At 69.3% G+C, this 25,804-nt stretch carries 22 protein-coding genes; 11 read left to right on the top strand and 11 right to left on the bottom strand.

Annotated features, from left to right (window positions below; genetic code table 11):
- Positions 1 to 36 precede the first annotated feature (36 nt).
- Together lpdA and AC3RJ6_RS13570 are read right to left on the bottom strand one after the other, a co-directional pair.
- Positions 37 to 1,410: a dihydrolipoyl dehydrogenase gene (gene lpdA / locus AC3RJ6_RS13575; RefSeq protein ID WP_491427602.1), complete on the bottom strand. Its 1,374-nt coding sequence runs from the start codon at positions 1,408 to 1,410 to the stop codon at positions 37 to 39.
- A gap of 98 nt (positions 1,411 to 1,508) precedes the next feature.
- Positions 1,509 to 2,981 carry a leucyl aminopeptidase gene (locus AC3RJ6_RS13570; protein WP_491427601.1) on the bottom strand — a complete coding sequence of 491 codons (1,473 nt, stop codon included), beginning with the start codon at positions 2,979 to 2,981 and terminating at the stop codon, positions 1,509 to 1,511.
- An 88-nt stretch (positions 2,982 to 3,069) separates the two neighbouring features.
- On the opposite strand from AC3RJ6_RS13570, the gene AC3RJ6_RS13565 reads away from it, so the two are divergent.
- From AC3RJ6_RS13565 to AC3RJ6_RS13550, 4 genes are all read left to right on the top strand, one after another.
- Positions 3,070 to 3,996 (top strand): proteasome assembly chaperone family protein, encoded by a 927-nt coding sequence (locus AC3RJ6_RS13565; RefSeq protein WP_491427600.1) that lies wholly within the window; start codon positions 3,070 to 3,072, stop codon positions 3,994 to 3,996.
- Between the two features lie 265 nt (positions 3,997 to 4,261).
- Positions 4,262 to 5,587 (top strand): RNA polymerase sigma factor, encoded by a 1,326-nt coding sequence (locus tag AC3RJ6_RS13560; protein WP_491427599.1) that lies wholly within the window; start codon positions 4,262 to 4,264, stop codon positions 5,585 to 5,587.
- Between the two features lie 7 nt (positions 5,588 to 5,594).
- The gene (locus AC3RJ6_RS13555; RefSeq protein WP_491427598.1) at positions 5,595 to 6,866 is read left to right on the top strand and encodes a Mur ligase family protein; all 1,272 of its coding nucleotides are present in this window, start codon (positions 5,595 to 5,597) and stop codon (positions 6,864 to 6,866) included.
- A complete protein-coding gene (locus tag AC3RJ6_RS13550) occupies positions 6,863 to 7,600 on the top strand; it encodes a type 1 glutamine amidotransferase (protein ID WP_491427597.1) in 738 nt (245 codons plus the stop codon). The genes AC3RJ6_RS13555 and AC3RJ6_RS13550 overlap by 4 nt, the downstream gene beginning before the upstream one ends.
- A 70-nt stretch (positions 7,601 to 7,670) precedes the next feature.
- On the opposite strand, the gene AC3RJ6_RS13545 is transcribed toward AC3RJ6_RS13550, so the two are convergent.
- On the bottom strand, positions 7,671 to 7,904 hold the full coding sequence (locus AC3RJ6_RS13545) for a DUF7455 domain-containing protein (protein ID WP_491427596.1): 234 nt from the start codon (positions 7,902 to 7,904) through the stop codon (positions 7,671 to 7,673).
- A 145-nt stretch (positions 7,905 to 8,049) separates the two neighbouring features.
- Here AC3RJ6_RS13545 and AC3RJ6_RS13540 point away from each other — a divergent pair, with 145 nt between their 5' ends.
- Positions 8,050 to 10,128 carry a DNA gyrase/topoisomerase IV subunit B gene (locus tag AC3RJ6_RS13540; RefSeq protein WP_491427595.1) on the top strand — a complete coding sequence of 693 codons (2,079 nt, stop codon included), beginning with the start codon at positions 8,050 to 8,052 and terminating at the stop codon, positions 10,126 to 10,128.
- 173 nt (positions 10,129 to 10,301) lie between these two features.
- Here AC3RJ6_RS13540 and AC3RJ6_RS13535 read toward each other — a convergent pair whose 3' ends face one another.
- Complete coding sequence (locus tag AC3RJ6_RS13535) at positions 10,302 to 12,776, bottom strand: DNA gyrase/topoisomerase IV subunit A (protein WP_491427594.1); 2,475 nt, start codon at positions 12,774 to 12,776, stop codon at positions 10,302 to 10,304.
- Positions 12,777 to 12,851: 75 nt separating this feature from the next.
- Here AC3RJ6_RS13535 and AC3RJ6_RS13530 point away from each other — a divergent pair, with 75 nt between their 5' ends.
- Positions 12,852 to 14,000: an alkaline phosphatase family protein gene (locus AC3RJ6_RS13530; RefSeq protein ID WP_491427593.1), complete on the top strand. Its 1,149-nt coding sequence runs from the start codon at positions 12,852 to 12,854 to the stop codon at positions 13,998 to 14,000.
- Positions 14,001 to 14,068: 68 nt separating this feature from the next.
- On the opposite strand, the gene AC3RJ6_RS13525 is transcribed toward AC3RJ6_RS13530, so the two are convergent.
- Positions 14,069 to 14,656 (bottom strand): DUF3043 domain-containing protein, encoded by a 588-nt coding sequence (locus AC3RJ6_RS13525; RefSeq protein WP_491427592.1) that lies wholly within the window; start codon positions 14,654 to 14,656, stop codon positions 14,069 to 14,071.
- A gap of 38 nt (positions 14,657 to 14,694) precedes the next feature.
- Between AC3RJ6_RS13525 and AC3RJ6_RS13520 the strand changes: the two genes are divergently transcribed.
- From AC3RJ6_RS13520 to AC3RJ6_RS13500, 5 genes are all read left to right on the top strand, one after another.
- On the top strand, positions 14,695 to 16,137 hold the full coding sequence (locus AC3RJ6_RS13520) for a dipeptidase (protein WP_491427591.1): 1,443 nt from the start codon (positions 14,695 to 14,697) through the stop codon (positions 16,135 to 16,137).
- A gap of 81 nt (positions 16,138 to 16,218) precedes the next feature.
- Positions 16,219 to 16,569 (top strand): iron-sulfur cluster insertion protein ErpA, encoded by a 351-nt coding sequence (gene erpA / locus AC3RJ6_RS13515; RefSeq protein WP_244854142.1) that lies wholly within the window; start codon positions 16,219 to 16,221, stop codon positions 16,567 to 16,569.
- Between the two features lie 199 nt (positions 16,570 to 16,768).
- Positions 16,769 to 17,671, top strand: a complete 903-nt coding sequence (gene ctaC, locus AC3RJ6_RS13510; RefSeq protein WP_491427590.1) for an aa3-type cytochrome oxidase subunit II — start codon at positions 16,769 to 16,771, stop codon at positions 17,669 to 17,671.
- Positions 17,668 to 19,404 (top strand): aa3-type cytochrome oxidase subunit I, encoded by a 1,737-nt coding sequence (ctaD, locus tag AC3RJ6_RS13505; protein ID WP_491427589.1) that lies wholly within the window; start codon positions 17,668 to 17,670, stop codon positions 19,402 to 19,404. The genes ctaC and ctaD overlap by 4 nt, the downstream gene beginning before the upstream one ends.
- Complete coding sequence (locus AC3RJ6_RS13500) at positions 19,404 to 19,820, top strand: cytochrome c oxidase subunit 4 (RefSeq protein WP_244854138.1); 417 nt, start codon at positions 19,404 to 19,406, stop codon at positions 19,818 to 19,820. Before ctaD ends, AC3RJ6_RS13500 begins: the two co-directional genes overlap by 1 nt.
- A gap of 61 nt (positions 19,821 to 19,881) precedes the next feature.
- On the opposite strand, the gene AC3RJ6_RS13495 is transcribed toward AC3RJ6_RS13500, so the two are convergent.
- The 6 genes from AC3RJ6_RS13495 to ctaE are packed head-to-tail and all read right to left on the bottom strand — an operon-like array spanning position 19,882 to position 25,686.
- On the bottom strand, positions 19,882 to 20,547 hold the full coding sequence (locus tag AC3RJ6_RS13495) for an SAM-dependent methyltransferase (protein WP_491427588.1): 666 nt from the start codon (positions 20,545 to 20,547) through the stop codon (positions 19,882 to 19,884).
- 60 nt (positions 20,548 to 20,607) lie between these two features.
- On the bottom strand, positions 20,608 to 21,447 hold the full coding sequence (locus tag AC3RJ6_RS13490; RefSeq protein ID WP_491427587.1) for a methyltransferase domain-containing protein: 840 nt from the start codon (positions 21,445 to 21,447) through the stop codon (positions 20,608 to 20,610).
- Positions 21,448 to 21,478: 31 nt separating this feature from the next.
- Positions 21,479 to 23,086 (bottom strand): cytochrome bc1 complex cytochrome b subunit, encoded by a 1,608-nt coding sequence (gene qcrB, locus AC3RJ6_RS13485; protein ID WP_491427586.1) that lies wholly within the window; start codon positions 23,084 to 23,086, stop codon positions 21,479 to 21,481.
- On the bottom strand, positions 23,083 to 24,159 hold the full coding sequence (gene qcrA, locus AC3RJ6_RS13480) for a cytochrome bc1 complex Rieske iron-sulfur subunit (protein ID WP_491427585.1): 1,077 nt from the start codon (positions 24,157 to 24,159) through the stop codon (positions 23,083 to 23,085). Before qcrA ends, qcrB begins: the two co-directional genes overlap by 4 nt.
- A 38-nt stretch (positions 24,160 to 24,197) precedes the next feature.
- On the bottom strand, positions 24,198 to 24,992 hold the full coding sequence (gene qcrC / locus AC3RJ6_RS13475; RefSeq protein WP_491427584.1) for a cytochrome bc1 complex diheme cytochrome c subunit: 795 nt from the start codon (positions 24,990 to 24,992) through the stop codon (positions 24,198 to 24,200).
- Positions 24,993 to 25,041: 49 nt separating this feature from the next.
- Positions 25,042 to 25,686: an aa3-type cytochrome oxidase subunit III gene (gene ctaE / locus AC3RJ6_RS13470; RefSeq protein ID WP_491427583.1), complete on the bottom strand. Its 645-nt coding sequence runs from the start codon at positions 25,684 to 25,686 to the stop codon at positions 25,042 to 25,044.
- Between the last annotated feature and the right edge of the window lie 118 nt (positions 25,687 to 25,804).

Below are 25,804 nucleotides of genomic sequence, written 5' to 3'. Positions count from 1 at the left end.
TCTAGCTTATTGCAGTCGTGGGTTCGGGCAGCGGGCTCAGATGGCGTGCAGCGGCTTGCCGGCGAGCTTGAGCACGGCCTCGCCGAACGCCTCGCCCTGGGTCGGGTGCGCGTGGATGAACGGGGCGATGTCCTCGGGGTACGCCTCCCAGTTCACGGCGAGCTGCGCCTCGGCGATGAGCTCGCCGACGCGACCGCCGATCATGTGGACGCCCACGATGGGGCCGTCGTTCACGCGGACGACCTTGATCGAGCCGCCCGTGCCGAGGATGCTCGACTTGCCGTTGCCGGCGAGGTTGTAGTCGAACGAGCTGATCTGCTCGGCACCGAACTTCTCGGCCGCCTTGGCCTCGGTGTAGCCGACCGAGGCGACCTCGGGCTCGCAATAGGTGATCTTCGGGATGTTCACGTCTTCGACGATGATCGGGTTCAGGCCCGCGATCTCCTCGGCGACGAAGATGCCCTGCTGGTAGCTGCGGTGCGCGAGCTGGAGGCCGGGCACGATGTCGCCCGCGGCGTACACGCCCGGGACGCTCGTCTGGAGGCGCTCGTCGGTGATCACGAAACCGCGGTCGATCGTGACGCCGACCTCTTCGTAGCCGAGGTTCTGGGTGACGGGGCCGCGGCCGACGGCCACGAGCAGCAGGTCGGCCTCGTACGTCGTGCCGTTCTCGAGCGTGACGACGACGCCCTGGTCGTTCTGGGTCACGCCCTGGAAGCGCACGCCGAGCGAGAAGTCGATGCCGCGCTTGCGGAACGCGCGCTCGAGCTGCTTCGAGACCGACTCCTCCTCGTTGGGCACGAGGTGGGGGAGCGCCTCGATGATCGTCACCTCGGCGCCGAACGAACGCCACACGCTCGCGAACTCGACGCCGATGACGCCGCCGCCGAGCACGGCGACCTTGTTCGGTACGAAGTCGAGCTCGAGGGCCTGCTCGCTCGTGATGACCCGGCCGCCGATCTCGAGGCCGGGCAGCGAGCGCGAGTAGGACCCGGTCGCCAGCAGCACGTTCTTGCCGACGTAGCGGTCGTCGCCCACCTGGACGGTGTTCGACGAGACGAGGCGACCCTCGCCCTCGACGACGAGGATGCCGCGCGCCTTCAGGAGGCCCTGCAGGCCCTTCCACTTGCTCGAGACGATGCCCTCGCGGTACGCGGTGACGCCGCCCATGTCGATGCCCTCGAACGCGGTCTTCACGCCGTACTTCGCGGACTCCTTCGAGACCTCCGCGACCTCGGCGGCGTGCAGGAGCGCCTTCGTGGGGATGCAGCCGCGGTGCAGACACGTGCCGCCGAGCTTGTCCTTCTCGATCACCACGGCGGTGAGGCCGAGTTCGACGGCGCGGATCGCGGCCGCATAGCCCGCGCTGCCTCCGCCGAGGACGACAATGTCAAAGTTCTGCTCGGACAACCGCAATCTCCCTTGCGCACCTGATCTGCGACACGGACTGCCGAAGGCGTGTCGCCTCGGCAGGCGTTCGGGCGACGTTCTCGCCCTGAACGACCTTACTACCTGGCAGCGAGGTCCTCGCCCAGCCGGACGAGCGTGCGGACGGCCGCTCCGGTGGCGCCCGTTCCGGTGAAGCCCCAGCCTCCGCCCGAGTTGTGCGACGGCCCCGCGATGTCGAGGTGCGCCCACGGGATCCGCGTCTCGGTGCCCTCCCGGTTGCCGACGAACTCCTGCAGGAACACGCCCGCGAGGAGCATCCCCGGCACGGTCTGGCCGAGCTTCGTGTTCGCGAGATCGGCGACGTCGGACTTGAGCAGCGGCATCAGGTCCTTCGGCAGCGGCATCGGCCAGACCGCCTCGTCGACGCCGTCGGCGGCACGTCGGACGTCGGCGACGAGGTCGTCGTCGCCGAGCAGGCCGGAGATGCGATTGCCGAGCGCGACCATCTGCGCGCCCGTGAGGGTCGCGACGTCGACGATCGCGTCGGGCTGCTCCTCGCTCGCGGCGACGAGGCCGTCGGCGAGCACGAGCCGGCCCTCGGCATCGGTGTTGAGGACCTCGACGGTCTTGCCGCCGCGGATCCGGAGGACGTCGTTCGGGCGCGTCGCCGTGCCGGAGGGCAGGTTCTCGGCGAGGCACAGCCAGCCCGTGACCCGGATCGGGACGCCGAGCTCGGCGAACGCGATGATCGCCGAGAGCACCGCGGCCGCGCCGGCCATGTCGGTCTTCATGCCCACCATCGAGAGCATGGGCTTCAGCGAGAGGCCGCCCGAGTCGAAGGTGATGCCCTTGCCGACGAGGGCGAGATGGCTGGATGCCTCGGCCGGCGCCCATTCGATGCGCACGAGCCGCGGGCCGCGACTCGAACCCTGGCCGACGCCGAGGATCCCGCCGAACCCGTCGGCGGCGAGCGCGCGTTCGTCCCACACGGTGGCGGTCACGCCGACCTCGGCGGCGGCCGCGACGGCGAGTTCGGCGAAGCTCGCCGGGAAGAGCTCCGAGGGCGACGTGTTCACGAGGTCCTTCGTGCGGGCCATCGCCGTGACGACGGCGCGCACGCGGTCGAGCCCGACCGTCCCGGCGTCGAGCGCGGTGTGCAGGTCGATGCGCGAGATGCGCGGCTTGGCGTCGCTCCGGTACTCGTCGAAGGCGTACGCGCCGAGCGCGGCGCCCTCGAGCAGTGCTGCGGCGGCGCCGGCGTCGTCGATCGCGACCGTGACCGAGACCGACTCGGCCTTGCCGAGGCGGCGGACGGCGGCACCGGCGGCGAGACGGAGGCTCGCGGCATCCGCGTCGTCGCCGACACCGGCCACCGCGACGACACCCGGACCGCCGTCGGCGCCCGGCAGTCGTGTCAGCTCGTCCGCTGCGCCGGTCGCGCCGAGCGCGAGGAGCTGGGGGAGCACCCAGTCGAAGCCCTCGGGAGCGAGCAGCTCGGGCCCGTCGCCGCCGGTCCGGGCGATGAGGACGACGGCATCGGTGTCGGCGGAGGCGGCAGGGGCGTCGGTGACGGAGAGCACGGGAACGGTCATGGCTCCAGATGTTACGTGTTCGCTCTGGGCATGCTCCGACCGGTCCCACCGCGGCGGGTGGCCCGCGCCGCGTCAGTAGGCTGGAAACATGCGCGATCCACGATCCCTGTACGAGCTGAACTCCGAGGTCCGCGTGCCCCCGGGGCTCCCGCTCGTCGCCGGGCTCACGGGCTTCACCGATGCGGGCGGGGCGGTCGCGCAGACCACCGAGTACCTGCGCGAGACCCTCGAGACGACCACGGTCGCGACCTTCGACGTCGACGAGCTGCTCGACTACCGGGCGCGCCGCCCGATCATGCTCTTCGAGGGCGACCACTTCACCGAGTACACCCCGCCGCGGCTCGCCCTCGAGCTCGCGAACGACGAGCTGGGTCGGCCGTTCCTCTTGCTCACGGGCTTCGAGCCCGACTTCAAGTGGGACCGGTTCACCGCGGCGGTGCTCCACCTCATCGAGGAGCTCCAGGTCTCGTCGACGACCTGGGTCAACGCCATCCCGATGCCGGTGCCGCACACCCGGCCGATCCGCACGACCGTCAGCGGCAACCGCGAGGAGCTCGTCGAGACGATGTCGGTGTGGCGGCCGACGACGCAGGTGCCGGGCAACGCCCTGCACCTCGTCGAGTACCGGCTGGTCGAGCTCGGGCACCCCACCACCGGGTTCGTGCTCCTGATCCCGCACTACCTGGCCGACACCGAGTACCCCGCCGCGGCGGTCGCGGCGCTCGAGGCCATCAGCGCGGCGACGGGGCGCATCTTCCCCACCGACGCGCTCCGCGAGCAGGGGAGGGACTTCGTCGCGCGGATCGACGAGCAGGTCGCCGAGAACGCCGAGCTCGCGAAGCTCGTCGGCACGCTCGAGCAGCGGCACGACGCCTACATGGAGGGGACCACGCTGCGGTCGCCCCTCACCGACGAGGACGGCGAGCTGCCGAGCGCCGACGAGATCGCGGCCGAGCTCGAGAAGTTCCTCGCGTTCCGCCACGGTCGCGACGAAGATCCGCCGCGCGGCGCCTGAGCGGCGCCCGCCCTCCCGGGAATGACCGGCCGCCCGTCGACGTTGACAGAAGGTGAGCGGCGGGGTGTCGAGCGTGCGCGCAGGCAGTCAAGGGTCTGTATAATTAAGGCAGGACCCGTTCGGGTTCGCGGGCACGACCGAGGTCGCGCCATCCACGCGGACTTGACATGGGTCCTCATAGTGTCCGAAAACGACCGGACCGACTGCACGAGCCGCGCCTTCCGAGAGGGCACACGCCGAGCGACGGTAGGAGAGGTTCAAACGTATGGCAACGACGAAGGCGAAGGCCGAGGCCGAGGCTGAGAAGCCGGCCGCGAAGCGCCAGACCGCCGCGAAGTCGACTGCGACGAAGGCGCCCGCGAAGGCGCCTGCCGCGAAGGCGGCGGCGAAGAGCACGACGGCGTCGAAGACGCCGCGCACGAGCACGGCGAAGAGCGCCGCCAAGCCCCGCACCAAGGCGAAGGGCAAGGCGGCCGACGACGACGAGGACGACGAAGAAGAGGTCGAGCTCGAGGAGGTCGAGGTCGAGGTCGCCGAGGGCGGCGACGACGAGGCCGCCGACGACGACGAAGAGGCGAAGCCCGTCGCGGTGGAGCCGCACCCGACCGGTGCGCTCGTGCTGCGCGCATCCGACGACGAGGACGAGGTGCCGGTCTACTCGTCGACCATCACCGGTGCGACGGCCGACCCGGTCAAGGACTACCTCAAGCAGATCGGCAAGGTCGCGCTCCTGAACGCGGCCGAAGAGGTCGAGCTCGCGATGCGCATCGAAGCGGGCCTCTTCGCCGAAGAGAAGCTGTCGGCGATGAGCGACACCGAGAAGCGCTCGCAGCTCGGTCGCGAGCTGCAGTGGGTCGCGAAGGACGGCCAGCGCGCCAAGAGCCACCTGCTCGGCGCCAACCTGCGCCTCGTCGTCTCGCTCGCCAAGCGCTACACGGGTCGCGGCATGCAGTTCCTCGACCTGATCCAGGAGGGCAACCTCGGCCTCATCCGCGCGGTCGAGAAGTTCGACTACACCAAGGGCTTCAAGTTCTCGACCTACGCGACGTGGTGGATCCGCCAGGCGATCACGCGCGCGATGGCCGACCAGGCCCGCACGATCCGCATCCCGGTGCACATGGTCGAGGTCATCAACAAGCTCGCCCGCGTGCAGCGGCAGATGTTGCAGGACCTGGGTCGCGAACCCACGCCCGAGGAGCTGAGCCGCGAGCTCGACATGACCCCCGAGAAGGTCATCGAGGTGCAGAAGTACGGCCGCGAGCCCATCTCGCTGCACACCCCGCTCGGTGAGGACGGCGACAGCGAGTTCGGCGACCTCATCGAAGACACCGAGGCGGTCGTCCCGGCTGACGCGGTCGGCTTCACGATGCTGCAGAAGCAGCTCGAGTCGCTGCTCGACTCGCTGAGCGAGCGCGAGGCGGGCGTCATCCGCATGCGCTTCGGCCTCGGTGACGGCATGCCCAAGACCCTCGACCAGATCGGCGACACGTTCGGCGTCACGCGCGAGCGCATCCGCCAGATCGAGTCGAAGACGATGGCGAAGCTCCGCCACCCGTCGCGGTCGCAGTCGCTGCGCGACTACCTCGAGTAGGCCGCCGGTGGGAGCTGGATCACTGCGTTACGCACCGGCGATCCTCGTCGGCAGACTCACCCGATTCGCCGCCCGGCTGCGCAAGCCGGGCGGCGGCTCTGCGGTTCCCGGGCTGGTCGTCAACCGCATCGCGCCGAACTACCTGAAGCGCACCCTGTCGGGCTTCCCGCAGGGGCTCGTGGTGGTGTCGGGCTCGGCCGGCAAGTCGACGACGACGAAGATGCTCGTCGCGATCCTGCGCGAGCACGGCGTCGATGTGTTCACGAACCCGTCGACGGCGAACATCAGCCAGGGCCTCACCTCGGCCCTGCTCGAGCAGGCCGACTGGCGGGGGCGCGTCCCCGGCGACGTCGCCGTGCTCGAGATGGACGAGGGCCACGGCGCGCTCGTCATGCAGGGCGTCGACGCCCGCGTCGTCTGCCTCACGAACGTCATGGTCGACCAGATCGACCGTTTCCACGACTCCGAGATGGTCGCCGGCATGCTCGCGCGCATCGCGGCACGGGCGGGGGAGTCGGTCGTCGTGAACGCCGACGACGCCTACCTCGAGCGGCTCGCCGCGAAGGTCGGACCCACGGTGGCGGTGCGGCGCTTCGGCGTCTCGCAGGCCGTGCTCGATGCGGCGCCTCGCGGCCTCGGCTACACCGAGACGGCCGGCCGACGCCTCGACGCCGCCGACGGCGTCGTGATCGAGGAGGTGAACGGCCGCGAGCTCGTGCTGCTCGACGGCGCTCATCGCGTGACGGCCGGGCTGCCGGCGCGGGGCACCCATTACGCCGTGGATGCGGCGGCCGCGTACTCGACCGCGAAGGCCGTGCTCGGCGAGCGCTTCTCCTCCGACGTCGCCGCTGCGGCGCTCACCGCGATCCCGGCCGTGTTCGGCCGGGGCGAGCGGGTGACGGTGCGTGGCCAGGAGGTCGAGTTCGTGCTCGTGCAGAATCCCGCGAGCTACCAGCTCAACGTCGACAGCGTCGAACCCGGTACGAGCGACATCCTGTTCGCGATCGGGTCCGACGTGCGCGATCCCTCATATTTCTGGCCCGCGGATGCCTCGTCGCTCGGTCGCGTCTCGATCGTCAGCGGCTCGAAGGCGGCCGAGGCGGCGCTCATGCTCGCATACGACGGCGTCGAGATCGACCGGGTCGAGCCCGACCTCGGCCGGGCGCTCGACGACTTCCTCGCCGCACCGTCGCCCGCCTCGGGCGTGAAGACCATCGTCTTCTCGGCGGACTCGATGCGCCGAACCCGCGCGCACCTCGGATTGACGGGTACCGAATGAGCCTCACGATCGTCTCGCTGCTGCCGACGCTGCAGAACACCAACGGCGACGCGCAGAACGCGCAGGTGCTCGCCGTGCGCGCCCGTTGGGCGGGTCTCGACGCCGTCGTGGTTCCCGTCGACGACGCGTCCGCGCTGCCCGAGCGGGTCGATGCGGTCGTGCTCGGGTCGGGCAGCGACGCCTCGCTCGAGGAGAGCCGGTCCCGCCTGCTCGAGCTGCACGACGAACTCCGGCGGTGGGGCACCGAAGGCGTCCCCATCCTCGGCGTCGGCACCGGCTGGGAGCTGCTCAGCTGGGGAATCGAGACCGCCGGAGGACGCAGCGTCGAAGGACTCGGCATCCTACCGGGGCGAGCCGTTCCCCGAGCCGATCGCGTGACGGGCGACCTCATCGTGCGCTCCCCGGCGTTCGGAACGCTCGTGGGCTTCGAGAACCATGCCCGCGACTACGTCGGCGCCGAGGGATCGCCGCTCGGCCGGGTGCTCTCCGGCGACGGCAACGGACGCGACTCCGGCCAGGAGGGCGTCGTCATGGGCTCGGTGTTCGGCACGCACCTGCACGGGCCCGTGCTCGCGAAGAATCCGACGTTCGCCGATCGGCTGCTCGAGACGATGGCCGAGCGCGCCGGGCTCGGCTACGAGCCGGGCGGGCGGGCGGCGGAGGCCGACGGCTACGCGTCGTCCGCGCGGGCGGCCCAGGCGCACGCCGCGGGCGTCGAGACGCCCGTCGGCTGAGCGAGCGCGCCGAAGACGACGAAACGCCCCGGCTCGGCCGGGGCGTTTCTCGTTCGATCCGCGGTGGTCGTCAGCGACGGTCGTCGACGAGGAGGCGGTCGCTCTCGTCGTGCCAGCTCTGCGCGATCTGCGAGAGCTTCTCCTGGTGCTTGCGCCCGTGGTGGGCGCAGAACAGCAGTTCGCCGCTCGCGACGACGACGCGGATGTAAGCCTGGGCGCCGCAGGCGTCGCAGCGGTCGAGCGCCGTGAGCTCGTAAGGGGTCTCGGCTTCGACCGCACCGGTGGTCTCGGTGTACTGGGTCATGGCTCCTCCTCCGTGCTCATGCTCGATGTTCCGTTCATCAATGAAAACACGCGCGAGAGCGGGAGACTTCCGTTCGGCCGGGCATTTCGCTCAGCGCGTAGCGCCTGCGCGTCGGTGTCGGTCGCGCTCACTAGGCTTGGTCGACGTGAGTTCCGACTATTCCGCCCGCCACCTCTCCGTCCTCGAAGGACTCGAGGCGGTGCGCAAGCGCCCCGGCATGTACATCGGCTCGACCGACTCCCGCGGCCTCATGCACTGCCTGTGGGAGATCATCGACAACTCGGTCGACGAGGCGCTCGCCGGCCACGGCACCGAGATCGGCGTGCTCCTGCACGCCGACGGCAGCGTCGAGGTGCGCGACCGCGCCCGAGGCATCCCCGTCGACGTCGAGCCGAAGACGGGGCTGACGGGTGTCGAGGTCGTGTTCACCAAGCTGCACGCCGGCGGCAAGTTCGGCTCGGGCTCGTACGCGGCCTCGGGCGGCCTGCACGGCGTCGGCGCATCGGTCGTGAACGCCCTCTCCGAGCGGCTCGACGTCGAGGTCGACCGCGACGGCAAGACCTACGCGATGTCGTTCCACCGCGGCGAACCGGGCGTGTTCGCCGATACCGACGGGCCGTCGCCCGATGCGCCGTTCACACCGTTCGAGGAGCGCAGCGAGCTGCGCGTCGTCGGCAAGGTGAAGAAGGGCGTCACGGGTACGCGCATCCGCTACTGGGCCGACCGGCAGATCTTCACGAAGGGCGCCGAGTTCCAGACCGACGACCTCATCGGCCGTGCGCGCCAGACCGCCTTCCTCGTACCCGGTCTCGCGATCGACGTCACCGACGAGCGCGGCGAGACGCCGCACACGACCTCGTTCCAGTTCGACGGCGGCATCTCGGAGTTCGTCGAGCACCTCTCGCCCGACTCGCCCATCACCGACATCTGGCGCCTCACCGGCACGGGCAGCTTCACCGAGACCGTGCCGGTGCTGAGCGAGGGCGGCGCGATGGTGCCGACCGAGCTCTCGCGCGAGTGCGAGGTCGACATCGCGCTGCGCTGGGGCACGGGGTACGACACGGTGATGCGGTCGTTCGTCAACATCATCGCGACCCCGAAGGGCGGCACGCACCAGGCCGGCTTCGATCAGGGGCTGCTGAAGTTCCTGCGCCAGCAGGTCGAGCAGAATGCCCGGCGGCTCAAGGCCGGCAACGACAAGCTCGAGAAGGACGACGTGCTCGCCGGCCTCACCGCCGTCATCACGGTTCGGCTCCCCGAGCCGCAGTTCGAGGGCCAGACGAAGGAGGTGCTCGGCACCCCCGCCGTGCGCAGCATCGTCTCGAACGTGCTGACGAAGGAGTTGAAAGGGCGTTTCGCATCCACGAAGCGCGACGACAAGGCCCAGTCGGCGCTCCTGCTCGACAAGGTCGTCGCCGAGATGAAGTCGCGCATCTCCGCCCGCGCCCACAAAGAGACGCAGCGGCGCAAGAACGCGCTCGAGAGCTCGTCACTGCCGGCGAAGCTCGTCGACTGCCGGTCGAACGACGTCGCGCACTCCGAGCTGTTCATCGTCGAGGGCGACTCCGCGCTCGGCACGGCGAAGCTCGCCCGCGACAGCGAGCACCAGGCCCTGCTGCCGATCCGCGGCAAGATCCTCAACGTGCAGAAGGCCAGTGTCGCCGACATGCTCGGCAACGCCGAGTGCGCATCGATCATCCAGGTCATCGGTGCCGGCTCGGGCCGCAGCTTCGACCTCGCGCAAGCCCGCTACGGCAAGGTGATCCTGATGGCCGACGCCGATGTCGACGGGGCGCACATCCGCACCCTGCTGCTCACCCTCTTCTTCCGCTACATGCGGCCGATGATCGAGGAGGGTCGCGTGTTCGCCGCGGTGCCGCCCCTGCATCGGGTCGTCGTGATGAACCCGGGATCGAAGCCGAACGAGACGATCTACACGTACTCGGAGGCGGAACTGGCGGCGGTGCTCGCCGGACTCGACAAGCAGAAGAAGCGGTACCAGGACCCGATCCAGCGCTACAAGGGCCTCGGCGAGATGGACGCCGACCAGCTCGCGACGACGACGATGGACCGTCGTCACCGCACGCTGCGCCGGGTGGGCATCGGCGACGCGGAGAACGCGGGTCGCGTGTTCGAGCTGCTCATGGGCAACGACGTGGCACCGCGCAAGGAGTTCATCATCGAGAGCTCCGACGCGCTCGAGCGCGACCGCATCGACGCCTGAGTCGACTCCGCCGCCCCACTTCGGCAGCGAGTCGCCCCGCGCGGTCGTCCCACCTCATCTGAGGCGATCGGGCGACGTCGGCCATCCCATGAGTCGGGCGACCAGACCCGTGTACGACGAAGGCCGCCCCGATCGGGGCGGCCTTCGTCGTACACGGAGGTTCGGTGCTGCACTCAGCCGATTCGTCGGCCGACGGCGGCGACGACGGCGCTGAGCGGCTGGCCCGAGGCATCCCGCTTCGCGCCCGAATCGGGCAGCTCCCGGGCCGAGCCGTCGGCGCCGACCGCGAGCGGCGGGGTCGGGCCGACCCACGCGAGGTGCAGGGCGTCTTCGCCCTTGAGGAACCGCTGCGAGCGCACCCCGCCCGTCGCGCGACCCTTCGCCGGGAACTCGGCGAACTCGCTGACCTTGGCGCTGCCCGGGTCGGTGCCGAGCAACGTGTCGCTCGACGCCGCGACGGTGACGACCACGGACTCGGCGGCGAGGGCGGCGGGCACGCTCGTGAAGTGGATCACATGCGAGCCCGAGCCCAGGTTGATGCCGGCCATGCCGCCGGCCGGGCACCCCTGCGGACGGACGGACGACGCGGGGAAGCGGAGCAGCTGCGAATCGGAGGCGACGAAGACGAGCTCGTCGCCCTCGTCGCCCTGCACCGCGCCGACGACCTCGTCGCCCGCCTTGAGCCCGATCACCTCGAACTCGGGCTTGTTCGGGTAGGCACCGGTCGCGACGCGCTTGACGACACCCTGCTTCGTGCCGAGCGCGATGGAGCGTTCGCCGTCGAGCGCGACGATCGCGAGCACCTTCTCGTCGCGGTTCGGCAGCGCGAGGTAGTCGCCCACCTTCACGCCGGCGCCGAGCTGCACCGAGGTCGGCGGCAGCATCGGCAGGTCGACCGGGGTGAACCGGATGAGCCGGCCGAGGCTCGTCACCGCACCGATCTCTGAGCGGCTCGTCGTGTCGAGCGTCGAACGGATCGCATCGTGCTTGCTGCGGCGGGCGGGCGGTGTGATCGTGGGTGCGCCGTCGGGGCCCTCGGGCAGGTCGACCCGCGCGATGCGGCCGGTCGCGGAGAGGAACACCCGGCAGGGCACATCGGCGACCTCGAGCACGGCCGCGGCGCGCTTGGCGGCCGCGCCGGCGATCGACGGCCGGGCGTCGGTGAGCAGCGTGCGGCGAGGGGTGCCGTAGCGTTCGGCGACCTCGGCGAGCTCGTCGGAGACGAGGGCCTCGATGCGATGGCGGCTCGCGAGGAGGGCCTCGAGCTCCTCGATCTCGGCGCGCAGCCGATCGCGCTCGGCCTCGAGCTCGATGCGGGAGAACTTCGTCAACCGGCGCAGCTGCAGCTCGAGGATGTACTCGGCCTGCACCTGGCTGAGGTCGAAGACCTCCATCAGGCGCGTGCGCGCCGCGGCCGTGTCGTCGCTCGACCGGATGACCTGGATGACCTCGTCGATGTCGAGGATCGCGATGAGCAGGCCGTCGACGAGGTGGAGGCGCTCGCGACGACGCGCGAGCCGGTACTCGGAGCGGCGCGTGACCACGGCGATGCGGTGGCCGACGTAGACCTGCAGGAGCTCGCGAAGGCCGAGCGTCTGCGGGCCGCCGTCGACGAGCGCGACGTTGTTGATGTTGAACGAGTCCTCGAGCGGGGTGAGCCGGTAGAGCTGCTCGAGCACGGCGTCGGGGCTGAAGCCGGTCTTGATGCCGATGACGAGGCGCAGGCCGTTCGCACGGTCGGTGAGGTCGGTGACGTCGGAGATGCCGTTGATCTTCTTGGCGTTGACGCCGTCCTTGATCTTCTCGATGACCTTCTCGGGGCCGACGAGGTAGGGCAGCTCCGTCACGACGAGGCCGGTCTTGCGCGCCGTCAGCTGCTCGACCGATACCTTGGCCCGGGTCTTGAAGCTGCCTCGACCGGTCGCGTACGCGTCTTTGATTCCCGAAAGCCCGACGATCGTGCCGCCGGTCGGCAGGTCGGGGCCGGGCACGAACTCCATGAGCTCGTCGAGGGTCGCGTTCGGGTGCGCGATGAGGTGTCGCGCCGCGCCCACGACCTCGATGAGGTTGTGGGGCGCCATGTTGGTCGCCATGCCGACCGCGATGCCGCTCGCGCCGTTCACCAGCAGGTTCGGGTACGCGCTCGGCAGCACTTCGGGCTGGGTCAGCTGGTTGTCGTAGTTCGGCACGAAGTCGACCACGTCTTCGTCGAGGCCCTCGGCCATCGCGAGCGCGGGGGAGGCGAGGCGGGCCTCGGTGTAGCGCGGGGCGGCCGGGCCGTCGTCGAGCGAGCCGAAGTTGCCGTGGCCGTCGACGAGGGGCACCCGCAGCGTGAACGGCTGCGCCATGCGCACGAGGGCGTCGTAGATCGCCGTGTCGCCGTGCGGGTGCAGCTTGCCCATCACCTCGCCGACGACGCGGGCCGACTTCACGTGGCCCTTGTCGGGCCGAAGGCCCATCTCGGTCATCTGGTAGATGATGCGGCGCTGGACGGGCTTGAGCCCGTCGCGTGCGTCGGGAAGGGCGCGCGAGTAGATCACCGAGTACGCGTACTCGAGGAACGAGCCCTGCATCTCGGTGGCGACGTCGACGTCTTCGATGCGCTCGACGATCGGTTCGTCGGCGGGCTGGGATTTCGCTCGGGTCATCCGTGTTCTCTGTGCCGTGCGTGCCTGGCACGCGGTGGAACGGGGGCGCGCCCTGCCTGTGCCAGACTGGGCGCGATGTCTGCCATGCTACCGGTGCCCGCCGACACGGCTCCGCGCCTCACCGACGTGCTCGGCAGTTGCCTCGCGAGTCTCGACGGCGGCGAGAACGCGCTCGGCCTCCCCGCCGCCCGGAGCGCGATCGTCGTGCTCGTCGACGGACTCGGTGCGACGAACCTCCGCAGCCGCGCCGGGCACGCGCGGTTCCTCGCGTCGCGGTTCGGCAGGCGCGACGTCGCCCGCACCGTCTTCCCGTCGACGACCGCCGCCGCACTCGCGAGCCTCACGACGGGCGCGTCGCCGGGCGAGCACGGCCTCGTCGGCTATCGCACCCTCGATCCGGCGCACGACCGACTCGTGAACCAGCTCAACGGCTGGGACGACCGGATGCGGCCCGACGTGTGGCAGCTCCGGCCGACGATCTTCGAGGCGGCGGGGGAGCGCGGCGTCGACGCCGTCGTGATCGGCGCGCCCAAGTACGTCGACTCCGGATTCACCCGTGCCGTCCTGCGCGGCGCCCGCTACGTCTCCGGCACGACCATCGCCGACCGGTTCGCCGCGGCGCTCGACGTGGTCGCAGCAGCCGATCCGGCGGTCGTGTACCTCTACGTCCCCGAGCTCGACCAGGCCGCGCACGCGCACGGCTGGGAGTCGGACCGCTGGCTGGGCCTGCTCGAACAACTCGACGCCGAGCTGGCCTCGTTCGAACGGCGGATGCCGCGTGGCACGGGCGTGCTCGTGACGGCCGACCACGGCGTGGTCGACGTGCCGGTGCACCGGCACGTGCTCGTCGACCACCGTCACGACCTCGTCGACGGCGTGCGGCACATCGGCGGCGAGCCGCGCGGCCTCCAGCTCTACGTCGAGCCCGATCTCGATGCGGCCGGGCTGGCGGCCCTCGTCGAGCGCTGGCGGGCCGCCGAGTCTGCGCGAGCCTGGGTGCTGACCCGTGAGGAGGCGATCTCGGCCGGGCTGTTCGGCGAGGTCACACCAGAGGTCGTGCCGCGCATCGGCGACCTCATCGTGGCGGCCCGAGCCGGCATCGCCTACTACGACGGTCGGCTCGCCGACCGGAAGGCGGAGCGCATGATCGGCCAGCACGGCTCGCTCACCGACGAGGAGTCCCGCGTGCCGCTCGTCCGGCTCGGTGCGTTCGCACGCGGCTGAGACGACGAAGCCCGGCTCGAGGCATCCTCGGCCGGGCCGTGCGTGCGCCCGGGACGGGCGCCTCGGGTTCAGGACGGGTACTGGCGGCGCTTGACCTGCGGCTTCGGGAGCCGGAGCGCGCGCAGCTGGAGCGCCCGCATCGCGGCGTACCAGCGCACCTTCTCGACCTTGCCCGCGCCGAACTTCGCGGTGAGCTTGCGCTGCAGGGTGAAGCCCAGGATGATCACGTCGACGAGCGCGATCAGGAAGAACGCCCAGAGCAGCATGATGCTCGCGGCCTGGATCTCGGCGCTCGGGATGAACGTCAGCACGATCACGGCGAACATCACGGGGATGAGCACCTCGCCGACGCTGAAGCGCGCATCGACGTAGTCGCGGACGTACTTCTTCTGCGGTCCGCGGTCGCGCGCGGGCAGGTACTTCTCGTCGCCCATCGCCATGCCGATGCGGGCCTTCTCACGGGCGTCGGCCGCCTTCAGCCGCGCCTGCTTCGCCGCCTCTTTGCGGTCGTTCGGCACGAGCGGGCGCTTGTTCGCGGCCTCGCGCTCGGCGCGCGTCGGGGTGGGGGCACCCTTGCCGCCCTGCTTCAGGCGGGCCTGGGTCTCTTCGAGCGACTCGGCGCTCGGCTGATCGGTGCTGTTGGGGTGCTTTGCCACGGGGATCCCTCGAATCGGTTCCCCTTAAGATTACCGGCATGACCGACTCTCTCCCCACCGCAGCAGCAACCTCGGCGACCACCCCGAATGCCGACGAACTGCGCGCGGCCGTCGAGGCGGGCTTCCCGTCGACGATCGCCGACCTCACCCGTCTCGTGAAGATCCCCTCGGTGTCGTGGCCGGCGTTCGACCCCGAGCACGTGGCCGCGAGCGCCGAGGCCGTCGCCGAGCTCGTGCGCGGGCTCGGGGTGTTCGATCTCGTCGACGTCCGGCGCGCACCCGTCGCCGGCGCAGAGGGCGACGCCGAGCCGCAGCTCGGCGCGCCCGCGGTGATCGCGCACCGCGCCGCGCGCAACGGCCGCCCGACCGTGCTGCTCTACGCGCACCACGACGTGCAGCCACCGGGTCGCGACGAGGACTGGGAGTCGGCGCCGTTCGAGCCGACGCTCCGCGGCGACCGGCTCTACGGTCGCGGCGCCGCCGACGACAAGGCCGGCATCATGGCCCACGTCGCCTCGATCCGGGCGCTCACCGAAGTGCTGGGCACCGACCTCGACCTCGGCATCGCCGTGTTCATCGAGGGTGAGGAGGAGTACCTCTCGCAGTCGTTCGGCAACTTCCTGCGCGAGCACCGCGACCTGCTCGAGGCCGACGCGATCATCGTCGCCGACTCCGGCAACTGGGACCTCGAGACGCCCGCGATCACGGTCGCGCTCCGCGGTGCGGTCGCGTTCAACCTGCGGATCGACACCCTCGGACACGCCTCCCACTCCGGCATGTTCGGGGGAGCGGTGCCCGACGCGATGTTCGCGGCGATCCGCCTGCTCGACACGCTGTGGGACGCCGACGGCGCGGTGGCGGTCGAGGGCCTCACCTCGGCCGGCTTCGAGACCCCCGAGTACGACGAGGCTCAGCTGCGCGCCGAGACCGGACTCCTCGACGGCGTCGAGCCCGTCGGCCGCGACTCGATCCTCTCCCGCATCTGGGCGAAGCCCTCGATCACGATCACGGGAATCGACGCGCCCGACATCGCGAACGCGTCGAACACGCTCGTGCCCGGGGTGAAGGTGCGCGTGAGTGCGCGGGTCGCGCCCGGACAGGACGCCCGTGAGGCGTTCGAGGCGATCCGGGCGCACCTCGAGGCGAACGCGCCGTTCGGGGCGAAGCTGACCTTCGACGACATCGACACCGGCCAGCCCTTCCTCGTGGACACGAGCGGCTGGGCCGTGGCCGAGACCCGCGCGGCGATGGCCGAGGCCTGGGGACGCGAGCCCGTCGAGATGGGCGTCGGCGGTTCGATCCCGTTCATCGCCGAGCTCGTCGACGAGTTCCCCGCCGCGCAGATCCTCGTGACCGGGGTCGAGGACCCCGACTCGCGCGCGCACAGCCCCAACGAGTCGCTGCACCTCGGAGTCTTCCGGCGGTCGGTGCTCGCCGAAGCGCTCTTCCTCGCGCGGCTCGACGCCCGTTCGGCGGAATGATGACGACTCACAGCCGTCGTGCTGCTCGCGGCGGCTACCATGGAGTGAGGATTCCGCGTTCCTGACGCACCGAGGAGAGACATGAGCGACACGATCACCGAGACCACGCACGGCGTGAAGCTGAGCGACCCCGCCGCCGACAAGGTGCGCAGCCTCCTCGCGCAGGAGGGCCGCGACGACCTCCGGCTCCGGGTCGCCGTGCAGCCGGGCGGCTGCTCGGGGCTCATCTACCAGCTGTACTTCGACGAGCGCCTGCTCGACGGCGACGCCGTGGTCGACTTCGACGGCGTCGAGGTCGTGGTCGACAAGATGAGCGTGCCGTACCTCGACGGTGCGGCGATCGACTTCGAGGACACGATCCAGAAGCAGGGCTTCACGATCGACAACCCGAACGCGCAGGGCAGCTGCGCGTGCGGCGACTCGTTCCACTGAGCGATACCGCAACTTCCTGAAAGGAGGCCGCATCTGCGGCCTCCTTTCGCGTATTCAGGCTGATCGAAGGATGTTTCCGCGCCGCGGCGCGCCCGACATGGGCCGGGGATGCACACCGCGGGTGCCGAGTCGGAGTAGGGTAGATACCGATCACCGCGCTTCACTGTGAAGCGCCTTCGAGTCTCCCGAAAGGTCACCGGTGCGCCACAATCGCCGTCTCCGATGGGCTGCAATCCCGATCGCAGCGTCTCTCAGTCTCGTGCTCGCCGGGTGCACGCAGGCGCAGCTCAACGGCTTCCTGCCCGGCTTCGTCGAGGGCGAAGCGCCGGTCACGAACCACACGGAGACCGTCTCCGGCCTGTGGGTCACGTCGTGGATCGTGCTGCTCATCGTCGGTGTGCTCACGTGGGGCCTGACCATCTGGGCGGTCATCGCGTACCGCCGGCGCAAGGGCCAGACCGGTCTGCCCGTGCAGCTGCGCTACAACATGCCGATCGAGGTGTTCTACACGATCGTCCCGCTCATCCTCGTGCTGGGGTTCTTCGCGTTCACCGCGCGTGACCAGCAGCAGATCGAGCAGCGCTTCGCCGCCGACGACGTCGACGTCCAGGTCGAGGTGATCGCCAAGCAGTGGGCCTGGGACTTCAACTACGTGAAGGAAGACGTCTACTCGCCCGGCATCCAGGGCCAGCTCGACGAAGAAGGCCCGCAGGGGTCGCTCGTCCAGTCCGAGCTCCCGACGCTCTACCTGCCGGTCGGCGCGAACGTCGAGATCGAACTCGAGTCGCGCGACGTGATCCACTCGTTCTGGGTCGTCGACTTCCTCTACAAGAAAGACATGTACCCGGGCAAGACGAACTACATGTCGTTCGTCCCCGAGCGCGAGGGCACCTACGCCGGCAAGTGTGCCGAGCTCTGCGGCGAGTACCACTCGCTCATGCTCTTCAACGTGAAGGTCGTCTCGCAGGCCGAGTACGACGACTACATCCAGTCGCTCCGAGACGCGGGCCAGGAGGGCCAGCTGTCGAGCGAGTACGACCGCAACCAGAACCTGCCCGGTGCAGGTGCACCCGACCTGAAGGAAGAGCGAGAAGCCGAATGAGCACCACGACCGCACCGGCTCGGCCGCAGTCGAGCAGCTTGCCGTTCGGCGCCTCGAAGGTCGAGCGCAAGGGCAACGTCCTCGTCAAGTGGATCACCTCCACCGACCACAAGGTCATCGGGTACATGTACCTGATCACCTCGTTCGTCTACTTCTGCATCGGCGGCGTGATGGCGCTGGTCATCCGCGCGCAGCTCTTCGAGCCCGGCCTCGAGCTCCTGCAGACCCGTGAGCAGTACAACCAGCTGTTCACGATGCACGGCACGATCATGCTGCTGATGTTCGCGACGCCGCTCTTCGCCGGCTTCGCCAACGTGCTCATGCCGCTGCAGATCGGCGCCCCCGACGTCGCGTTCCCGCGACTGAACGCCTTCGCGTACTGGCTGTTCAACTTCGGTTCGCTCATGGCGGTCGCGGGCTTCCTGACCCCGCAGGGCGCCGCCTCGTTCGGCTGGTTCGCCTACCAGCCGCTCGCCTCGACGACCTTCTCGCCCGGCGTCGGCGGCAACCTCTGGATGCTCGGACTCGGCCTCTCGGGCTTCGGCACGATCCTCGGTGCGGTGAACTTCATCACCACGATCATCACGATGCGTGCGCCGGGCATGACCATGTTCCGCATGCCGATCTTCACCTGGAACACACTCGTCACCTCGATCCTCATCCTGATGGCGTTCCCGGTGCTCGCCGCCGCCCTTCTCGCGGCCGGTGCCGACCGCGTGTTCGACGCGCACATCTACGACCCGGCCAACGGCGGCGTCATCCTGTGGCAGCACCTGTTCTGGTTCTTCGGCCACCCTGAGGTGTACATCATCGCCCTGCCGTTCTTCGGCATCGTGTCGGAGATCTTCCCGGTGTTCAGCCGCAAGCCGATCTTCGGATACAAGACCCTCATCTACGCGACGATCGCCATCGCGGCGCTGTCCGTGACGGTGTGGGCGCACCACATGTACGTCACCGGCTCCGTCCTGCTGCCGTTCTTCGCGCTCATGACGATGCTCATCGCGGTGCCGACGGGTGTGAAGATCTTCAACTGGATCGGCACGATGTGGCGCGGCTCGATCACCTTCGAGACGCCGCTCATCTGGTCGCTCGGCTTCCTCATCACGTTCGTGTTCGGTGGCCTCACCGGCGTCATCCTCGCGTCGCCGCCGCTCGACTTCCACGTTTCCGACACGTACTTCGTGGTCGCGCACTTCCACTACGTGGTCTTCGGCACGGTCGTGTTCGCGATGTTCGCGGGCTTCTACTTCTGGTGGCCCAAGTGGACCGGCAAGATGCTCAACGAGACCCTGGGCAAGTGGCACTTCTGGCTGCTCTTCATCGGCTTCCACACGACGTTCCTCATCCAGCACTGGATCGGAGTCGTCGGCATGCCGCGTCGCTACTTCTCGTACCTCCCCGAGGACAACGTGACCTGGATGAACCAGCTCTCGACGATCGGTGCCGGCATCCTCGCCGTCTCGCTCATCCCGTTCTTCCTGAACGTGTACATCACGGCGCGTCGCGCTCCGAAGGTCACGGTGAACGACCCGTGGGGCTACGGCGGCTCGCTCGAGTGGGCGACCAGCTGCCCGCCGCCGCGGCACAACTTCACGTCGATCCCGCGCATCCGCTCGGAGCGCCCGGCGTTCGACCTCAACCACCCCGAGGCCGGCATCCCGGTCGGCATCGGTCCGGCGAAGGACGCCCCTGAGGCGCCGACGTACGACGCCGCCACGGAGGAGATCAAGTAATGCGCGCCAACGTCATCCTGTTCTGGATCCTCTCGGTCTTCTTCCTCATCATGGCCGGGGTCTACTGGACCTGGACCACGCTCGAGTACGGACAGCCCGAGTGGGCCGGCTCGATCGCGATCACGCTCAGCGCGATCCTCGCGGCGTTCATCGCGTTCTACCTCGGCCGTGTGCACAGCGCCCAGGGCGCCGAGCTCCCCGAAGACCGCCTCGACGCCAACATCGACGACGGCGACGCCGAGCTCGGGTTCTTCAGCCCGTGGAGCTGGTGGCCGATCATGCTGGCGGGCGCCGCGGCGCTGCTGTTCCTCGGCCTCGCGGTCGGCTTCTGGATTTCGTTCATCGCGGTCGGCATCGGCGTCATCAGCCTCGTCGGCTGGGTGTACGAGTACTACCGCGGCAACTTCGCGCGCTGATCCACACCCAGACGTACGAAGCCCCGGACCGATCGGTCCGGGGCTTCGTCGTTCGCGCTGATCACCCGTGCACGGCGCCGACGACGCACCACGATCCGGCCCGCCGACGGTAGCGAGCCTCGAAGCCGTTGCGCTCGAGTGCGGCGACCATCGCCTCGGGAGAGTGGATGTACCCGCGGTAGCTCCGCCGCTGCAGTCGCATGAGGAGATTGCCGGATGCCGCAGCGAAGGTGGTCACGAGGTTGCGAGGGGGATGCGTGAAGACGAGGGCACGGCGCGCTCGTCCGGCTGCGGCCGTCAGCAACCGGTCCGCATCGGGGTAGCAGCAGACGACTCGGTGGAGGATGACGACGTCGGCCACGTCGACGGCGTCGGGATGCAGTGCGAGATCGATGCCGATCCGACGGGTCATGGCCTGCGCGGTGCCGGACTCCGCGGCGACGCGCGCCGCAACCGTCTCGTACGAACCGGACAGCTCGAGGTTCACCGCCGCGGCGGCGCCGCGCTTGATCAACTCGATCTGGATCTCGCCGATGCCGCCGCCGATCTCGAGCACGGTCGCGCCCTCGACCCCCACTTCATCGGCGAGGTACTCGACGATGCGCCGCTCGGGCGGCGTCAGGCCGTCCTTCGCGTAGCGTCGGGCGATGCGCTCCGCGAAGCGGTCGGTGAATACGGGCTCGTATCGATCGGCACCGTCGCCGGGCGCCGCGCAGCAGTCGTCCATGCTGCAAGTATCGACCCTGCCGGGTTCGGGCGCACCACCCGACTCATCGACGAGCGGGCGTCACCGCTCGAGCACGAGCAGCTCGACGGATACGGTGATCGGGAGCGGCCGTGCATCCGCGTCGGCCGATTCCGGCCTTCCGTCACCGGCATGGTGCGCCGACGGCCCCATGCCCGCCAGCAGGCGCTGCGTCGTCGCATCGGCACGGAGCTCGTACTCGATCGGACGAATCTCCACTGCCGTGAAGCCGTTCGTGGAGAGCTGATCCACGAGGCGATCGGACTTGCCGGCCGGCACGTCCAGCATGGTCCCGGTTGCGCGGAGTTCGTGCAGGTGACGTTCGGTGGGCACGACCGTCAGCAGGCGGCCGCCCGGACGGAGGATTCGTGCGAACTCGGGACCGTTCCTCGGGGCGAACACATTGAGCACCAGGTCGGCGCTCGACGACCGGAGCGGGAGAGGGCGCCAGATGTCGAGCACGATACCCGTCGACGCCGGAACGGCGCGGAGGCTCGCGCGCACCGCGTCGGGGGAGCGGTCAGCCAGGAGGAAGCTCGTACGCGGGAGTGCTCGGGCGAGTTCGGCGGAGTAGTGGCCGGTTCCGCAGCCGAGATCGGCGATACGCGTCGGCGAGGTCGAGGCGGTGCGGGCGCGTGCGGCGCCGACGACGGCGTCGGAGATCGGCGCATACGATCCGCCGCCGAGCAGTGCCGCACGGGCGTCGAGCATCGCCCGGTCGTCGCCGATCGTCTTCGGCGCCTTCGGCGGGAGGAGCGTCAGGAAGCCGTGCTTCGCACGATCGAAGCGGTGCCCTTCGGCGCAGCCGAACGTGCCCTCGGTGATCGGCGCGAGGTCGCCGAAACAGTTCGGGCACCGGAGCCACGTCGAATCGATCGACATGGCCCGGTGCCCGAATCCGTCAGTCAGCGAGTCAGTGGTGGCCGTCGTGGCCGGCCTCGAGCTCGCCCTTCGTGACCGGCGCGATGCGGTCTTCGAAGAACCAGCGAGAGAGCGAGGCGCGGACGCGCTGGCCGAACGTGATCTTGCCGCGTGCGTTCGGGCGGATCATCAGCGGCTCGTAGCTCTCGAAGTCGACGAGCTTCCACCGGTCGTACTCGTCGAGGGGCTGGTGCACCTCGATGAACTCGCCACCGGGCAGCTTCACGATGCGGCCCGACTCGTAGCCGTGCAGGACGATCTCGCGATCCTTCTTCTGCAGGGCGATGCACACGCGCTTCGTGATGAAGTACGCGATGAACGGGCCGATGATGACGACGGCCTGCAGTGCGTGGATCACGCCCTCCATCGTCAGCGAGAAGTGGGTCGCGAGGATGTCGGAGCTCGCCGCGGCCCAGAGACCGGCGTAGAACGTGACGCCGGCGGCGCCGATCGCGGTGCGGGTCGGGGCGTTGCGCGGGCGGTCCGCGATGTGGTGCTCGCGCTTGTCGCCCTTGATCCAGGCCTCGATGAAGGGGTAGAGCACGACGAGGATCAGGAACACGCCGATGCCGATGAGCGGCACGAGGATGTTGAACGACCAGGTCCGGTCGAGCCACACGAACTCCCAGCCCGGCGGGATGAGGCGCAGGGCGCCGTCCGCGAACCCGATGTACCAGTCGGGCTGGGTACCGGCGGAGACGGGGGAGGGGTCGTACGGGCCGTAGTTCCAGATCGGGTTGATCGTGAACATCGAGGCGATGAGCGCGAGCACGCCGAAGATGATGAAGAAGAACCCGCCGGCCTTGGCCGCGTAGATCGGGAGGATGGGCGGGCCCACGGCGTTCTGCTGGGTCTTGCCCGGCCCCGCGTACTGCGTGTGCTTGTGCACGACGACGAGCACGAGGTGGATCGCGACGAGTGCGACCACGAGTGCGGGGAGCAGGAGGATGTGCAGCGTGTAGAGGCGGCCGACGATCGCAGTGCCCGGGAACTCGCCTCCGAAGAGGAGGAACGAGGTCCACGTTCCGATGATCGGGATGCCCTTGATCATGCCGTTGATGATCGCGAGGCCGTTGCCCGAGAGGAGGTCGTCGGGGAGCGAGTAGCCGGTGAAGCCCTCGGCCATGGCGAGGATGAACAGCGTGAAGCCGATCACCCAGTTCAGCTCGCGGGGCTTGCGGAACGCGCCGGTGAAGAAGATGCGGAGCATGTGCAGCCCGATGGCGGCCACGAACAGCAGGGCCGCCCAGTGGTGCATCTGGCGGACGAAGAGGCCACCGCGGATGTCGAACGAGATGTCGAGCGTCGACGCCATGGCGACGGACATCTCGACGCCCTTGAGCGGGACGTACGAGCCGTCGTAGTGCACCTCGGCCATCGAGGCCTGGAAGAAGAACGTCAGGAACGTTCCGGAGATGAGCACGACGACGAAGCTGAAGAGCGCGACCTCACCGAGCAGGAACGACCAGTGATCGGGGAACGCCTTGCGACCGAGCTCCTTGACGAAGCCGGCGAGGCTCGTGCGCTCGTTGACGTAGACGGAGGCTGCCGCGGTGAACGACCGCTTCTGCGGCGCGGTGGCGGACGGTGCGGTGCTCAATGGCGCTCCCAGAAGCTCGGGCCGACGGGTTCGGTGAAGTCGCTTCGCGCGACGAGGTAGCCCTCGTCGTCGACGGTGATCGGCAGCTGCGGCAGCGGGCGCTTGGCCGGGCCGAAGATGACCTCGCAGTGGTTGGTGACGTCGAACTGCGACTGGTGGCAGGGGCACAGCAGGTGGTGCGTGTGCTGCTCGTAGAGTGCGACGGGGCAACCGACGTGCGTGCAGATCTTGGAGTACGCGACGATGCCGTCGTACGACCAGTCCTTGCGCTCGGGGAGCTCGTTGAGCTCGGCCGGGTCGAGACGCATGAGGAGGACGGCGGCCTTGGCCTTCGCCTCGAGCTTGCCGTGCTCGAGCTCGGCGAGCCCCTCGGGGATCACGTGGAACGCGCTGCCGATCGTGACATCGGCGGCCTTGATCGGGGTGCCCGACGGGTCGAGCGTGAGTCGGCTGCCCTTCTGCCACATCGTGTGGCTGAGCAGCTCGACCGGGTTCTCATCCTGCGGAGCAAAGCCGCGGAAGAGCACGACCGCGGGGAGCGGGAAGACCAGGAGCGCGCCGATGAGGCTGTTGCGGATCGCGGTGCGGCGCGTGAAGCCCGACTCACGGTCGGAGTCGGCGAACACCTTCGCCGCGGCGGCCTGGGTCTCGGGAGAGCCACCGATCGGGTGCCGCTCGTCGGCGAGCTCGACCTCGGACATGACGGCCTTACCCCAGTGCACCACGCCGAAGCCGATGCCGAGGAGGGCGAGGGTCACTCCGAGACCGAAGAACATGTTGTTCAGCCGGACCATCCCGACGTCGTTCGACTCGATCGGGAAGAGCATGTACGCGGCGATCGCCCAGACGCTGCCGAGGATCGACAGGTAGAACAGCGTGTAGACGGTGCGCTGGGCCCGCTTGTCGCGCTTCGGGTCCTCATCGGTCACGCGAGGACGGTGGGGCGGGAAGCCGGGGTTCTCGAACGCGTCGGCCGCGATCACCGCGGTGCCGTGCGAGACGTTCGAATCGTGCGCGGCGTGCGACGAGTCTGCAGCGGCGACTTCCGTGCCGCTGTGGTCGTCCTGTGCCATGGTTCTCCTTCTGAGTCTTCTTCGGTGCCGGGCTGCCGCTAGTTGGACTTCGCCGTGATCCACACGGTGATCGCGACGATCGTGCCGAGACCGAAGATCCAGATGAACAGGCCCTCCGAGACCGGGCCGAGCGAGCCGAGCTCGAATCCGCCGGGCGAACGGTTGTCCTGGACGTACTTGAGGTACGTGATGATGTCGCGCTTGTCTTCGGGCGAGATGTTCAGGTCGTTGAAGACCGGCATGTTCTGCGGGCCGCTGACCATCGCCTCGTAGATGTGGACGCCCGTGACCTCGGTCAGCGGGGGCGCGAACTTGCCCTCGGTGAGGGCACCGCCGGCACCGGCGACGTTGTGGCACATCGCGCAGTTGATGCGGAAGAGCTCGGCGCCGTTCGCAGCGTCACCGCCGCCGTTGACGAGGTGGTCGGCGGGGATCTCGGGCCCGGGGCCGAGCGAGGCGACGTAGTATGCGAGCTGCTTGACCTGCTCGTCGGTGAACTGCGGCGGCTTCTGCAGCGCCTGCGGCCCCTGCATCTGCATCGGCATGCGGCCGGTGCCGACCTGGAAGTCGACCGCGGCCGCGCCGACGCCGATGAGGCTCGGGCCGTTGTCGGTGCCCTGGGCGTCGAGGCCGTGGCACGTCGCGCAGTTCGCCTGGAAGAGCTTCTTGCCCTCGTCGATCGTCTGCTGCGACGTCGGGTCTCCCTCGGCCTGGGCGGCCGTACCGGCGCTGAGCGCAGCGTAGGCGCCGCCGGTGAAGACGAGGCCCAGGGCGAGGAGCGCGACGGTTGCGAGCGGGTGCCGGCGGCCGGTGCGACGCTTCTGGCGGGTCATGTGGTTCTTCCTGTTCACGGGCTTTCGGGACTGACGCATCGGGGACGGCCTATTTCAAGACGTAGATGACGAGGAACAGGCCGATCCAGACCACGTCGACGAAGTGCCAGTAGTACGAGACGACGATGGCGCTCGTCGCCTCGCGGTGGCCGAAGTTCTTGACCGCGAAGACCCGCCCGATGACGAGGAGGAAGGCGATGAGACCGCCGGTCACGTGCAGGCCGTGGAAACCGGTCGTCAGGTAGAAGGCGGAGCCGTAGGAGTCGGAGCTGAGGGAGATGCCCTCTGAGACGAGCGTCGCATACTCCCAGATCTGCCCGGCGACGAAGATCGCGCCCATGGCGTACGTGAGGAAGAACCACTCGACCATGCCCCACTTGGCCGGGTTCCACCACGGACCCCGCGCGTAGGGCTGCAGGCGCTCCGCCGCGAACACGCCGAACTGGCAGGTGAACGACGACAGAACGAGGATGATCGTGTTCGTCAGCGAGAACGGGAAGTTCAGCCGATCGGCCTGCGCCTCCCAGAGCTCGGGCGACGTCGACCGCAGCGTGAAGTAGATCGCGAAGAGTCCCGCGAAGAACATGACCTCGCTGCCCAGCCAGACGATCGTGCCCACCGCAACGGTGTTCGGTCGATTGATCACGGGCGCGCTCGCCTGATAAGTGATTGAGGTGCTCGTCACGCTCCCCATTATGGCCGAAATCCCGGCGGAGTTTTCGTCATCATCTGCCGTCGTGTCGCGCCAGAGGTGGTTAGGGAACCCTAAGTCGCACTGTGCAACGCCCGAGAATCCGCCGTGAATCGGGCAG

The sequence above is a fragment of the Agromyces cucurbitae genome, from assembly GCF_058349945.1.
The sequence above is the reverse complement of the archived record's forward strand: the minus strand, read 5'-3'. Positions and strand labels throughout refer to the sequence as shown.

Excerpts from the sequence above, each read along its gene's own strand:
- AC3RJ6_RS13570 (WP_491427601.1), bottom strand. The coding sequence starts at position 2,981 with ATGACCGTTCCCGTGCTCTCCGTCACCGACGCCCCTGCCGCCTCCGCC.
- AC3RJ6_RS13565 (WP_491427600.1), top strand. The coding sequence starts at position 3,070 with ATGCGCGATCCACGATCCCTGTACGAGCTGAACTCCGAGGTCCGCGTG.
- AC3RJ6_RS13560 (WP_491427599.1), top strand. The coding sequence starts at position 4,262 with ATGGCAACGACGAAGGCGAAGGCCGAGGCCGAGGCTGAGAAGCCGGCC.
- AC3RJ6_RS13550 (WP_491427597.1), top strand. The coding sequence starts at position 6,863 with ATGAGCCTCACGATCGTCTCGCTGCTGCCGACGCTGCAGAACACCAAC.
- AC3RJ6_RS13545 (WP_491427596.1), bottom strand. The coding sequence starts at position 7,904 with ATGACCCAGTACACCGAGACCACCGGTGCGGTCGAAGCCGAGACCCCT.
- AC3RJ6_RS13535 (WP_491427594.1), bottom strand. The coding sequence starts at position 12,776 with ATGACCCGAGCGAAATCCCAGCCCGCCGACGAACCGATCGTCGAGCGC.
- AC3RJ6_RS13530 (WP_491427593.1), top strand. The coding sequence starts at position 12,852 with ATGTCTGCCATGCTACCGGTGCCCGCCGACACGGCTCCGCGCCTCACC.
- AC3RJ6_RS13520 (WP_491427591.1), top strand. The coding sequence starts at position 14,695 with ATGACCGACTCTCTCCCCACCGCAGCAGCAACCTCGGCGACCACCCCG.
- erpA (WP_244854142.1), top strand. The coding sequence starts at position 16,219 with ATGAGCGACACGATCACCGAGACCACGCACGGCGTGAAGCTGAGCGAC.
- ctaD (WP_491427589.1), top strand. The coding sequence starts at position 17,668 with ATGAGCACCACGACCGCACCGGCTCGGCCGCAGTCGAGCAGCTTGCCG.
- AC3RJ6_RS13500 (WP_244854138.1), top strand. The coding sequence starts at position 19,404 with ATGCGCGCCAACGTCATCCTGTTCTGGATCCTCTCGGTCTTCTTCCTC.
- AC3RJ6_RS13495 (WP_491427588.1), bottom strand. The coding sequence starts at position 20,547 with ATGGACGACTGCTGCGCGGCGCCCGGCGACGGTGCCGATCGATACGAG.
- AC3RJ6_RS13490 (WP_491427587.1), bottom strand. The coding sequence starts at position 21,447 with ATGTCGATCGATTCGACGTGGCTCCGGTGCCCGAACTGTTTCGGCGAC.
- qcrA (WP_491427585.1), bottom strand. The coding sequence starts at position 24,159 with ATGGCACAGGACGACCACAGCGGCACGGAAGTCGCCGCTGCAGACTCG.
- qcrC (WP_491427584.1), bottom strand. The coding sequence starts at position 24,992 with ATGACCCGCCAGAAGCGTCGCACCGGCCGCCGGCACCCGCTCGCAACC.
- ctaE (WP_491427583.1), bottom strand. The coding sequence starts at position 25,686 with ATGGGGAGCGTGACGAGCACCTCAATCACTTATCAGGCGAGCGCGCCC.